Source organism: Brevundimonas sp. NPDC055311, from assembly GCF_053645695.1.
Genome location: NZ_JBSHMV010000002.1, coordinates 412,754 through 424,611, shown reverse-complemented (window position 1 = coordinate 424,611; position 11,858 = coordinate 412,754). Strand labels below are relative to the sequence as shown.

Annotated in this window: 8 protein-coding genes; 2 read left to right on the top strand and 6 right to left on the bottom strand. The window is 71.8% G+C overall.

Features of this window, described 5'->3' with window-relative positions; all coding sequences use genetic code 11:
• The first annotated feature begins 10 nt into the window (after positions 1 to 10).
• Both ACWIDZ_RS07850 and ACWIDZ_RS07845 read left to right on the top strand, forming a co-directional pair.
• On the top strand, positions 11 to 907 hold the full coding sequence (locus ACWIDZ_RS07850; RefSeq protein WP_312220894.1) for an acetyl-CoA carboxylase carboxyltransferase subunit beta: 897 nt from the start codon (positions 11 to 13) through the stop codon (positions 905 to 907).
• A 15-nt stretch (positions 908 to 922) separates the two neighbouring features.
• Positions 923 to 2,209: a bifunctional folylpolyglutamate synthase/dihydrofolate synthase gene (locus ACWIDZ_RS07845; RefSeq protein ID WP_453988025.1), complete on the top strand. Its 1,287-nt coding sequence runs from the start codon at positions 923 to 925 to the stop codon at positions 2,207 to 2,209.
• A gap of 384 nt (positions 2,210 to 2,593) precedes the next feature.
• Here the strand turns inward: ACWIDZ_RS07845 and trxA are convergent, their stop codons facing one another.
• The 6 genes from trxA to tsaE all read right to left on the bottom strand — a co-directional run bounded on the left by trxA (position 2,594) and on the right by tsaE (position 11,850).
• Positions 2,594 to 2,926, bottom strand: a complete 333-nt coding sequence (gene trxA, locus ACWIDZ_RS07840) for a thioredoxin (protein ID WP_453988026.1) — start codon at positions 2,924 to 2,926, stop codon at positions 2,594 to 2,596.
• 124 nt (positions 2,927 to 3,050) lie between these two features.
• Positions 3,051 to 6,482: a double-strand break repair helicase AddA gene (gene addA / locus ACWIDZ_RS07835; protein WP_453988028.1), complete on the bottom strand. Its 3,432-nt coding sequence runs from the start codon at positions 6,480 to 6,482 to the stop codon at positions 3,051 to 3,053.
• Entirely contained in the window at positions 6,479 to 9,553 is a 3,075-nt protein-coding gene (gene addB, locus ACWIDZ_RS07830) for a double-strand break repair protein AddB (protein WP_453988029.1), read from the bottom strand. The genes addA and addB overlap by 4 nt, the downstream gene beginning before the upstream one ends.
• Before the next feature lie 2 nt (positions 9,554 to 9,555).
• Positions 9,556 to 10,269, bottom strand: coding sequence for an N-acetylmuramate alpha-1-phosphate uridylyltransferase MurU (gene murU / locus ACWIDZ_RS07825; protein WP_453988030.1), 714 nt, complete (start codon positions 10,267 to 10,269; stop codon positions 9,556 to 9,558).
• Complete coding sequence (gene amgK, locus ACWIDZ_RS07820; protein ID WP_453988031.1) at positions 10,266 to 11,354, bottom strand: N-acetylmuramate/N-acetylglucosamine kinase AmgK; 1,089 nt, start codon at positions 11,352 to 11,354, stop codon at positions 10,266 to 10,268. The genes murU and amgK overlap by 4 nt, the downstream gene beginning before the upstream one ends.
• A complete protein-coding gene (tsaE, locus tag ACWIDZ_RS07815; protein WP_453988032.1) occupies positions 11,347 to 11,850 on the bottom strand; it encodes a tRNA (adenosine(37)-N6)-threonylcarbamoyltransferase complex ATPase subunit type 1 TsaE in 504 nt (167 codons plus the stop codon). Before tsaE ends, amgK begins: the two co-directional genes overlap by 8 nt.
• Between the last annotated feature and the right edge of the window lie 8 nt (positions 11,851 to 11,858).

The following is an 11,858-nucleotide window of genomic DNA, read 5'->3' as shown; positions in this document are numbered from 1 at the left end:
GGCCCCGCCCATGGTCGATAAGAATCCCGAGAACAAGGCACGCGGCGGCTGGCTGTCGCGTTTCGCGCCGGGCGTGCGCAAGATCGTCAGCCCGCGCGACACCCCGGACAATCTGTGGGTCAAGGACCCGGACACGGGCGAGATGCTGTTCCGCTCGGACCTGGAGGCGGCCCTGTGGGTCACGCCGTCAGGCCGTCACATGCGGATCAACGCCCCGACCCGCCTGAAGGCCACCTTCGACGACGGCCTGTATGAGGCGATCGACACGCCCGACGTGCCGGAAGATCCGCTGAAGTTCTCGGACGGCAAACCGTATCGCGACCGCCTGTCGGCGGCGCGCAAGGCGGCGGGCCGCAAGGACACCATGGCCATCGGCTACGGCCGCATCGGCGGCGCCCCCGCCGTGGTCATCGTGCAGGACTTCACCTTCATGGGCGGGTCGCTGGGCATGGCGGCGGGCGAGGCCTTCATCGCCGCCGCGCGCGAGGCGGTGAAGCGCAATGTTCCCTTCGTCTGCTACACCGCCGCCGGCGGGGCGCGGATGCAGGAAGGCGCCCTCAGCCTGATGCAGATGGCCCGCACCACCCTGGCCGTTCAGGAAGTGAAGGCGGCCAAGCTGCCCTACGTCGTGGTGCTGACCGACCCGACCACGGGGGGCGTCACGGCTTCCTACGCCATGCTGGGCGACGTTCATCTGGCCGAGCCGGGCGCCCTGATCGGCTTCGCCGGCCCGCGCGTGATCGAGACCACCATCCGCGAGAAACTGCCGCCGGGCTTCCAGCGCGCCGAATACCTCAAGGACAAGGGCATGGTCGACAAGGTGGTGTCGCGCGGCGACCTGCCGACGACGCTGGGCCTGATCCTGTCCATGCTGATGAGCGGCGCGGCCCAGAAGAAGGCTGCCTAACCGCAGGCTCTTTCCATGGACCCGATTTCGGAACGCCTGCGCGCCCGGCATCCCCAGCGCATCGACCTGTCGCTGGATCGGATGCGGGCCCTGTGCGAGGCGCTCGGGAATCCGCAGGACAAGCTGCCGCCGGTCGTCCATGTCGCGGGCACGAACGGCAAGGGCTCGACGGTCGCCCTGATCCGCGCCGTCGCCGAGGCTGCGGGCCTGCGCGTCCACGCCTACACCTCGCCGCATCTAGTGCGCTTCAACGAGCGTATCCGCCTGGCCGGGACGCTGATCACCGATGACGCTCTGAACGCCATCCTCGACCGGGTCGAGGCGGCGATGACCGAAACGGGCGGGCAGGCCACCGTGTTCGAGAGCACCACGGCGGCGGGCTTTCTGGCCATGAGCGAGACCCCTGCGGACCTGGCGGTCATCGAGGTGGGCCTCGGCGGCGTGCTGGACGCCACCAACGTCATCGCCCGGCCCCTGCTCAGCGTCATCACCCCCGTCGATCTGGACCACGCCGAGTTCCTGGGCACGACCCTCGAGGGCGTGGCGGGCGAGAAGGCGGGCATATTGAAAGCGGGCGCGCGCGGCGTCGTGGCGCGCCAGTCCGAGGCGGCCATGGCCGTGATCGCGCGGCGCGCGGCCGAGGTCGGCTCGCCCCTGACCGTCATGGGCGTCGACTTCGACGCCTGGGCCGAACGCGGCGGCCTCGTCTATCAGGATCAGGAGCGGTTCCTCGACCTGCCCGCGCCCGCCCTGTCCGGCGCGCACCAGTTCGACAATGCCGGCGTCGCCATCGCCGCCGCGCTGGAGCTGGACCTGCCCGAAGCCGCCATCGCCGAGGGGCTGAAGGCCGTGCGCTGGCCTGCGCGGATGCAGCGGCTGACCGCCGGCCCCTATGCCGACAAGGCTCAGAAGGCCGACGCCGAACTGTGGCTGGACGGCGGGCACAACCCGCACGCCGCCCGCGCCCTGGCCCGCGCCCTGGCCGACCGCCAGGCGCGCGCGCCGCGCCCCACAGCCCTGATCGTCGGCATGCTGGCCAACAAGGACGCCGGCGGCTTCTTCGAGGCGCTGAAGGGCGTCGACGCCCAGGTCTTCACCGTCGGCTTCGAGGGGACGGCCGCCGAGCCGGAGGCTTTGGCCGCCGTCGCCCAGGGACGCGGCTTCGGCGCCATGGCGGCGGGATCGGTGGACGCGGCGCTGGAGCGCGCCCTGGCCCTGGGCGCCGGGCGGGTGGTCATCTGCGGCTCGCTGTATCTGGCGGGCGAGGTGCTGGGCGCCGGCCGCGAGACCTGGCCGGTCTGAAGCTAGCGCGCCGCCGCTCCCTCCCCTTCATGGGGAGGGTGGTCGCGAAGCGGCCGGGTGGGGAGGGCCTTGGGCGAAGCGGGCAAAGAAAGGCTGAATTCGCGTTGAGTGTTGGTGCGATTTCCTCCGCCCCGCTCATCCCCGCGGAGGCGGGGACCCAGTGCTTTGGCTTCAAGGCGCTGCGATCAATGAAGAGGCTTGTCGTTCTGCACTCTTACTGGGTCCCCGCCTCCGCGGGGATGAGCGGAGATTGAGATCGGCCGCCCCCACTTAACGCAAGTACAGCAAAGAAAAAGGCGGCGCCTCTTTCGAAACGCCGCCCCCACCCGACTTCGCCCTGCGGGCTCAGCCACCCTCCCCATGAAGGGGAGGGAGAATGTCGTGTCAGTCCGCCTTCACGCCGGCTTCGGCCAGCCATTCGACGATCTTGCCCTTGGGCATGGCGCCGACCTTCATCGAAGTCATCTGGCCGCCTTTGAACAGCATCAGGGTCGGGATGCCCTTCACGCCCATCCTCGACGGGACCATGGGGCTGTCGTCGATGTTGACCTTGGCGACCGTGACCTTGCCCGCCAGTTCGTCGGCGATCTGCTCCAGCGCCGGACCGATCTGTTTGCAGGGGCCGCACCACTCGGCCCAGAAGTCCACCAGGACGGGGGTCGAGGATTTCAGGACGTCGGCGTCGAAGCTGTCGTCGGTGACTTTCACAGTCGCCATGAATGGCTCTCCTTTGGTGCGCTACGCTCGCGACGCGGTCGCTCGCTGCTTGAGCGCGTTTAGTGGCGCGCCGAATTGAATCCTCGGCGTTCAGGCACAGATGTGGGTGCGAATCCTCGACAAATCAACGCGCATTTTCGAGAGCGGCGTCCATCAGGCCCTGCGGCACGGCCATCAACTTCGGCCCATCGGTCCAGACCAGGGCCGCCTCGACCGCGCGGTCGGGATAGAGACGGCGCAGGACGGCAGCGTAGATCGCCATCTGCAGCACATAAGCCGGATCGGCGTCTTCGACGTGATCGGGAGCGGGACGGTTGGACTTGAAGTCGACCACCAGAACCCGCTCGGGCGTGACCACCAGCCGGTCGATGCGGCCCGAGATGGACACGCCGGACGGCAGGTCGGGCGCGGTCCCGGTCAGGGCGACCTCGGCGCGGCTGCCGGGGCCGAAGACGGGGGCGAAGCGGGCGTCGTCCAGAACGCCGAAGGCGGCGGCGATCATCTCGGCGCGCTGATCCTCGGTCAGGTCGCGCTCCCGCGCCAGCATCCGGCGGGCGGCGTCGGGACGGTCGGGCGAGGGCAGGTCCGGCAGGCGCTCCAGCAGGCGGTGGATCAGGTCGCCGCGCCGGAAGCGGCCCAGCCCGGCGCCGGGGCCTTCGCCCCGCGCCAGCGGCGACGGCGCCGGGATGCGCTTCTGCTCCTGCATCTGCGACGGCGAGGCGAAGCGGGCGGCGGCGTCGCGCGGCGGATTGATCCGCGCCCAGGCGGGGGCCTCGGGCCGGGTTTCAGCCGTGGCGACAGCGGCGGGTAGGCTGTCAGAATCGGCGCCATAACGGCGGACGCCGCCGTCCAGTTCGCGCACCTGATCGCCCAGTCGGTCGAAGGTCTCCTCGATCACCGACCACCAGTCCCCGGCCTCGGGCGCGCGTTTGGAGCCGCGTCCCATGACGATCACCCGGTCCCGCGCGCGGGTCAGGGCGACGTAGAGCAGGCGTAAGGATTCGTCGCCGACCCGCGCCTCGCGGGCCGCGCGGGCGTCGGCCGAGGCGGGGCAGTTCTCCTTCGACGAGCCGGGGCACATCAGCCATGCCTCGGCGCCGTCCTCAAGCGGGACGGGCATCAGGGACGGCCCCTGCGCCTTCGCCTTCATCGTCGTGTCGGGCAGGATGACGACCGGCGCCTCCAGCCCCTTGGCGCCGTGAACGGTCATGACGCGGACCTCGCCGCGCGGGCCTTCCAGTTCGCGCTTCACCTCGACATCGGCGGCTTCCAGCAGGGCGAGGCAGGTCTCCAGGTCGGTCCCGCCGCGTCCCTCGGCGGCCAGCACCTGATTGAGGGTCTCGTCGACGGCTTCCTCGGCCTCGCGCCCCAGACGGGTCAGGATGCGGGCGCGGCCTGAAATGCCGGTCGCGTCCATCCGATTCAGCAGGCGGGAGAAGAAGCCGAAGGGATCGAGATCGCGGGCGCTCCGCGCCGCGCGCAGCAGGTCCAGCGCCCCGCCCCACTCCGGTCGCTCGTCCGCCCGGCGCTTCAGTTCGCGCCACAGGCCGTCGCGCTTCTCGCGGCCCGCCAGGTCGAACAGGCTGTCCTCGTCCACGTCGCAGAAGGGGCCGCGCAGCACCTCGGCGACCGTCAGGTCGTCGCCGGGGAAGAGGGCGAAGCGGGCGAGCGCCTTCAGGTCGTCAAAGACAATGTGCTGCGACAACTTCAGCCGGTCGGCGCCCGCCACCGGCGCGCCCTCCGCCTTCAGGGCGCGGATAATCTCCTCGAAGGTCGCGTCGCGGCGGCGGACCAGGATCAGGAAGTCGCCGTAGCCGCAGGGGCGTGCGGCGCCGCCCTTGTCGAAGACGACGGCGCCGGTTTCGACCTGGCGCTTGATTTCGAGGGCGAGCGTTTGGGCCATGCGTTTGCGGGCGCTGGCGGTCCCTTCCTGATCGACGGGATCGGTCCAGGCGTCGCGTTCGGGCGGGGCCTCGTCGACGAACAGGGGCCACAGTTCGACGGCGCCGGGTTGGCCCAGGCGGGCGGCGGTGTGGTGCGGAATCTCGCCCGTCTCGCCGACCAGGGCGCGGGCGCGTTCGGGCGTGGCGAAGACTTCATCCACGAACTTCAGCACCGCCTCGGTCGAGCGGTAGGAAGTCTCCAGCGGCACGCCCTCGAAGGCCCCGCCTGCTCCCGTGATCAGGCCGTCATAGACCTGCGCCTCCTGCCGCAGCCGCTCGGGCCGGGCGCCCTGGAAGGAGTAGATGGACTGCTTCTCATCGCCGACGGCGAAGACGGTGCGGTCGGTCCCCTCGACGGTGAAGAACTCGCCGGTCAGGGCGCGCATGATGGCCCACTGTTCGGGGGCGGTGTCCTGCGCCTCGTCGATCAGGACGTGATCGACGCCGCCGTCCAGCTTGTACAGCACCCAGGCGGCGGTCGAGCGAACGGTCAGCAGTTCGACCGTGCGGGCGACCAGATCCGAGAAGTCGAGCGCGCCGTCCGCCGTCTTGGCCGCCTCATAGAGGGCGGCGTGGGCGTTGGCGAGGGTCAGCAGCTTGATGGTGTCGTCGGCGACCTTGGCGGCGCGCAACTGGTCTCGGGCGGCCAGAAACTTGTCCTGAAGATCGGCAAGCCAGCCTGCGGCGTCGGGCGGCGCCTGTTTGGTCGCCATCGACTTGCGGGGCGAGCCGGACCCGGTCAGGAAGACGACGCCCAGGCCGTGGAAGCTCCAGTCGTGGTCGAGGGCGTGGATCAGTTCGGCCGCGCGGTCCTTGTCGGTCTTGGAGCCGGTGGCCATCAGCTCGGCCATGCGCCGGACCTCGCCCCGGTCCAGCCAGCGCAGGAAGTCGGCCTCGATGTCCTCGGGCGTCGCTTTCGGATCGGCGCCGGTCAGGACGTAGGGGCCCGGCGCGCGGCCGTCGGCGACGCGGGCGACATAGTCGGTCAGCTCGGCGTGCTTGGCCTCGATCAGGGCCAGCAGATCCTGGAAGCGGCCCCAGTCCAGCTCGACCGCGAAATGGCTGTAGGCCTCGCCGACCGGCCCTTCGGCGTCGGCCAGAGCAGCCCGGGCCAGGTCTTCGCGCACGGCGTGAGACAGGGCGATCGCCGCCTCGTTCTCCAGCACGGTGAAGCGCGGCGACACGCCCGCCTCGATGGGGAAGCGGCGCAGCAGCTTTTCGCAGAAGGCGTGGATGGTCTGGATCTTCAGCCCGCCGGGCGTCTCCAGGGCGCGGGCGAACAGGCGACGGGCCTCGGACAGGCGGGCGGGGTTGAGGGCGCCGGGGTCGCTGTCGTCGAGCTTGGCCAGTTCGGCCGACAGTTCGCCGTCGTCCATGACGGCCCACTTGCCCAGAGTCTCGAACAGGCGCGCCTGCATCTCGGCGGCGGCGGCCTTGGTGTAGGTCACGCACAGGATGGCCGAGGGCGCGGCGCCGCCCAGCAGCAGGCGCGCCACCCGGCTGACCAGGGTGGTGGTCTTGCCCGATCCGGCGTTGGCGGTGACGAAGACCGAGCGGGCCGGATCGGCGGCGCGGGTCTGGGGGTTGAGGCCGTCCCGGACGTGGAGGTTCATTCCGCCTCTCCTTCTTCGCCGCCGCCGATGACGTGCCATTCCCAGACGCGGGCCAGCAGGTTGTAGGGGCTGTAGCTGCCCATCAGATGAGGCGCGGCCCACGAGAGGTAGGGCGTCTCCGGCCGGTCGAATTCGGCGACGCGGGCCATCAGGCCTTGCAGAGCGGCGTCGGACAGGATTTGCGCTTCCGGCCCGGCGGCGCGCACGGCGACTTCGCCCGCCTTCTTGCGGCCGACGACGCGGACGTAGGTCAGTTCTTCCGGCGGGACGGGGCCGTTCGTGTCCTTGAAGCCGCCGGCGGCCAGGATGGCGCCGGTCAGGGTCAACTGCGGTGCGAAGCCCGCCTTGATCTGTTTGGCGCTCGGAACCTGGCCGGTCTTGAAGTCCATGACGGCGGCGGACAGGGCGCCGACCTCGATGCGGTCGGCGTAGGCCTTGACGGTGAAGGGGCCGCCGGGCGCGTCGAAGGTCAGCGCGCCCTGCTGTTCGATCAGCAGGGCCACGCCGCGCGCGCGGCGCTCGGTCTCGAACCCGGCCAGCCAGCGGGCGGCGTTCCGGGCCAAGGGCGCCTCGCGGGCCATGGCGGCGTCCTCGAAGCCGTGGGCGCCCAGCTCCTCCAGCAGCAGGCGCTCGATCACCGCGTCTAGATCGTCGGGCAGCAGGTCGGGCCAGTCCTCGGTCAGGCGCTCGATGGCCTTGTGCACCGCGTTGCCGCGCGCCAGGGCCTCGGCCGAGGCGCCGGGGCGCTCCATCGGCTCCAGGTTCAGCAGGCGGCGGGCGTAGAGGGCGTAGGGGTCGCGGACCCAGCGCTCGACCCCGGTGACATAGAGGCTGCGCGGGCGGCGCTCGACCGGGGGCGTGGGCGCCGGGCGCGGGGCCAGCCGGGCCGGGCCGGGCGGCGGGGCGTCGAGGGCGCGGGTCCAGTCGGCGACGCCCTCGGGGGCGCTGAGGCTGACCGGGGTGTCGGGCGCGTTTGCGCCGCGCGTCAGCATCTCCAGCCGCCACAGCCAGCGCGAGCGCACGGCGGGCTGGCCGCCGCGCCGTTCGCAGTGGACCAGGACGGCTTCGTCGGCGCAGGCGGCCTGAACAAAGTCCTGCGCCGTCTGGCCCAGACGCCGCTCGGGCGCGGGCAGGGGCAGGGCGGCGCGCATCGGTCGCGACAGGAAGGGATCGACCGGGGCGGCGTTGGGCCAGACGCCTTCCTCCAGCCCGGCCAGGATCATGCGGTCGGCCCGCGCCAGCCGCGCCTCGATGGCGCCGAGGATGCGAAGGGACGAATGGGTGGCGCCGCCGGTGCGGACTGTGGTCTCGGCCAGCAAGGCGGCGATCAGATCGGCGAACTCGGCGGGCGTGGTCTGGCCCAGCGGGCCGCCGCCCTCGATCAGGGCCGACAGCAGGGACGCCGCGGCCTCGCCGTCCGGCCCGGCCCAGGCGTTCTGACCCGCCAGCGCCTCGATCAGGGCAGTCAGGGTGCCGGCGGCCTCGTCCGGCGGACAGGGGCGGGCGGTCGCCAACGCCTCCAGCCGGTCGGCGAGGGTCTGCGCGCCTTTCAGACGGGCCAGCTTCCAGTCGGCCAGCGGCAGGCCGCCGCGCCGGGGCTCGGCCGCCTTCAGCAGGCGTTCGTGAAGCTGGGACCAGCGGCGCGGGCGAGGGCCGCGCAGGGCGTGCTCCTCAAGCGCTTCGGCGGCGTCGTTGAGCGACGTCTCGCCCAGGTCAAGGCGGACCAGCGGGTGCTTCAGCAGGGCCAACAGGGTCTGCGGCTTCAGCGGCTCGGCCAGGAAACGGGCGCCGAGGTCGACCAGCACCCCCGCCGTCATCCGCGACAGCGGCTGGCCGGTCGAGGAGTCGGCGACAATGCCCCAGCGCGCCAGCCGCGCCTCGACCCGGCGCGACAACTGCAGGTCCGGCGTCACCAGGGCGCAGGTGATGGGGCGGCCGTCGGGGGCGCGCTGTTCAAGGCTTTCGCGCATCATCAGGGCGACGGCGGTCGCCGCCTCGTCCTCGGCGCGGACGGACAGGACAGTCAGACCCGACAGGCCCTCGGCGATGGGGTCGGCGGCGCGGCCGGCCTCGGCCGAGCGGGCGCGCAAGGCCTTGATCTCGCGGCGCCAGTCGTCGGTGGCCTCGGCGGGGCGAAGGGCTTCGTTGATCAGGCGCTGGCGGGCCAGACCGCGCGCCTCGACGGCGGGGTCGAGCGGCGGCTCGAACCAGGGCTGGACGGCCTCGCGCGTGACTTCGGCGCGGGTCAGCAGGGCCTTCAGCGCGGCCTGGGGGTGTTGGTCGTCGATGCGGTCCCAGGCGTCGACGGCCAGATCGAGGTCGAGGCCGGGCAGGACGACCACGCCCTGCGGCGCTTTCGCCACGGCCTTCAGCACGTCGGCGGCGGCGGGGACGGTGCCGGTAGACCCTGCGGCGATGACCGGGGCCTGCGGAGGGCGGGCGTCCCAGGCCTCGGCCAGACGGCGCAGCAGGGTCGCGCGGCGCCAGGCGGGGTCGACCAGCCCCAGCGCCTCCAGCCGTTTCGGCCAGGCCTCGACGGCGAGGCCGAGGAAGCGGGCGCTCTCGCGCCAGTGCTCGGCCAGATCCTGTTCGGCCAGGGTCGCGATACGCGACAGGTCGGGCACGGCTTCGAGCTGGCAGGAATCGAGGAAGGCGCCCAGCGCATCGGCCATTTCGAGGGCGCGCAGGGGCTTCATCCCCGGCTCGAACTCCTCGGCGATCATCCGCGCCATCTCGAAGCGGCGCGTCAAAGGGGCGATGGCGGGCGGCAGGTCCAGCCCCAGTTCGCCGGGCGCGAAGGGCGGCTCGTCCTCTTCCAGATCGCCGAGCGGGCGGACCTGAGGCAGCAAAACGGGGCGCTCGCCCGCCAGCTTGCCCAGGGCGAAGGAAAAGGCGCGGGCGGCGCGGCGGTTGGGCAGCAGGATGGTGGCGTCGGTCAGGGTCTCGGGCGGGGCGTCGCCCAGCCAATCCAGCACCCCCGCGGCCAGGTCTTCGAGGAAGGGCCGCCAGGCGGGCACGGCGCGCCAGCGCGGCCCGCTTCCGGCGAACGGATCGAAGCGCCCCCCCGTCATGATCAGGTCTCCGCCTTCAGACGCGCTTCGGCCTCGTCACGCGCCTGCGGGTCGCCGACGTGCATCCAGTCGCCGTCGAGCACGCAGCCGAACAGGCGACCCTCGGCGGCCGAGGCGCGCCACAGGGGGCTGAGCGAGAAGGGACCGTCGGGGCCGTGGTCGGCGTAATCAGGCCGGGTGATGTGGACGCCCATATAGGCGTAGGGCGCGCTGGCGGCCTCGCCCCGGAAGGTCAGGGCGCCGTCGTCGCCGAGGAAGAAGTCGCCGCCGCCCTCGAAGCCGATGGAGCCTTCGCGCCGGGCCAGCAGCAGGGCGGCGTCCATGCGCGCGGGATTCCACAGGCGGATCAGGTCGCCCAGAGCATCGCCCCGGTCGATCCAGACGCTGTCGATATTGGCGACGAAGACGGCGCCGTCGCCCAGCAGGGGGCGGGCCTTCTTCAGGCCGCCGCCGGTTTCCAGCAGTTCGGCGCGCTCGTCGGAGATGGTGATGGCTGGACGCATGCGGGCGGCCAGATGGCTTTCCAGACGGTCGGCAAACCAGTGGACGTTGACCACGGCGTCGGTCACGCCCGCCTCGGCCAGCCGGTCGAGCACATGGTCGATCAGCGCCTTGCCGCCGACCTCGACCAGAGCCTTGGGCCGGTCGTCGGTCAGAGGGCGCATCCGCGTGCCGAGCCCGGCGGCGAGAACCATGGCGGTCTTGGGGGCGGTCATCGACGCAGATCCTCCGGCACATGGCGGTCCATCCAGGCGGCGACGGCGTCGAGGCCCGGCGCCTGCAGATTGGCGTTCAGGTGTGCCCACATGCGCGGCATGAATGCGGCGTAGCGGGGCTTGCCGTCGCGGGCGATCAGGCGGGCGAAGATGCCGAGAATCCGCGCCTCATTCAGGGCGGCCAGACCGGCGTAGGACGCCATGAAGGCCTCGCGGTCGGCCTCGGGGCGCAGGGTGAAATAGTGGTCGAGCGCTAGGGCCTCCAGCTCGGGCGCCACGTCGCGGCGGGCGTCCTGCAGCAGGGAGTGCAGATCCCATGACGGGTGGGCCTTCACCGCATCCTGGAAGTCGATCATCCCGACCGAGGCGGCGCCGGTCCTGCCGTCCAGCCGGATCAGGTTCTCCGCGTGATAGTCTCGGTGGGCCATTACGGTCGCGCCCGCCTCGCCCGCAACGGTGATCGGGGCCCAGGCGGCGCGCCATTCGGCGACGGCGGCCTCGTCGAAGCTGAGGGTCGGGATCAGTTTCGGCAGCCAGTCGACGAACAGGTCGGCCCCGCCCTGCAGCGCCGTCTGGTCATAGGTCAGCAGCGGCCAGTCGCCAGCCGGGCCGGTCAGGATACCGGGCATCGGGGCGGCGTGCAGGACGGCTAGGGCCTCGACGGCGGCGCGATACAGGGGGGCCGGATCGGCGCCGTCCTCGATGACGCGAGCGAACAGGGCGTCGCCGAAATCCTCGATCACGGCCAGACCGTTCGGGGCATCGACGGCGACGATCGCGGGCGCGGACAGGCCGAGCGACTTCAGATGGACGGCGACGGCGGCGAAGGCCTCGATGCGTCCGGCCGACAGGCGGGCGACGGCGTTCCAGCCATGCGCGTGGCGCTGCTGCGGCGTCCACGACGGATCGCAGGGCCGGCTCTCGGCGGCGGGGGCCTGATCCATCAGCATCAGGGAGGCGCCCGAGGCCGTCGTCAGCCGCTCGTAACGCCGCGTCGAGGCGTCGCCGGGCAGGGGCGCTCGGACGGCCTCGGCCAGCCCGGCCGAGCGCAGGAAGTCGAGACGGAGGGCTTCGCGGTCAGACATGGAGTTCCTTCAGTTTGGCTTCCCACGACCCTGCGCCAGTTGCGGTCGCAACTCTTCCAGAGAGGCCCCTATCGCCGCCCTCGCGGAGGGCGGCTGCTTGAGGGGCGGGTTCCGAGATTTCGATCGTCAGCCGGTCGGGGCCGAGCATCCGGCCAGGATCGTCACCCAACCGTTCGGGCCATTCGATCAGGGCGCAGCCCTCGTCCAGCGCCTCGTCCAGTCCGACCTCGAAGGCTTCTTCGGGCCGGCTGAGGCGATAGAGGTCGAAGTGGGCGATGGGCGGGTCGCTCTCATAGAACTGGACCAGGGTGAAGGTCGGCGACGGCACGTCCTCATCGGGGCGCGTCAGGGCGCGGATCAGGCCGCGCGCCAGGGTCGACTTGCCCATGCCCAGCGGGCCGTAGAGCAGAACGGCCTCGCCCGGCGCCAGCAGGGAGGCGATGGCTTCGCCGAGGCGGGTGGTGGCGTCGGCGTCGGGAAGATCGAAAGTCGTCATGCGGAGGG

Coding starts and splice junctions, on each gene's coding strand:
- tsaE (WP_453988032.1), bottom strand. CDS start 11,850: ATGACGACTTTCGATCTTCCCGACGCCGACGCCACCACCCGCCTCGGC.
- ACWIDZ_RS07845 (WP_453988025.1), top strand. CDS start 923: ATGGACCCGATTTCGGAACGCCTGCGCGCCCGGCATCCCCAGCGCATC.
- murU (WP_453988030.1), bottom strand. CDS start 10,269: ATGACCGCCCCCAAGACCGCCATGGTTCTCGCCGCCGGGCTCGGCACG.
- addB (WP_453988029.1), bottom strand. CDS start 9,553: ATGACGGGGGGGCGCTTCGATCCGTTCGCCGGAAGCGGGCCGCGCTGG.
- ACWIDZ_RS07850 (WP_312220894.1), top strand. CDS start 11: ATGGTCGATAAGAATCCCGAGAACAAGGCACGCGGCGGCTGGCTGTCG.
- trxA (WP_453988026.1), bottom strand. CDS start 2,926: ATGGCGACTGTGAAAGTCACCGACGACAGCTTCGACGCCGACGTCCTG.
- amgK (WP_453988031.1), bottom strand. CDS start 11,354: ATGTCTGACCGCGAAGCCCTCCGTCTCGACTTCCTGCGCTCGGCCGGG.
- addA (WP_453988028.1), bottom strand. CDS start 6,482: ATGAACCTCCACGTCCGGGACGGCCTCAACCCCCAGACCCGCGCCGCC.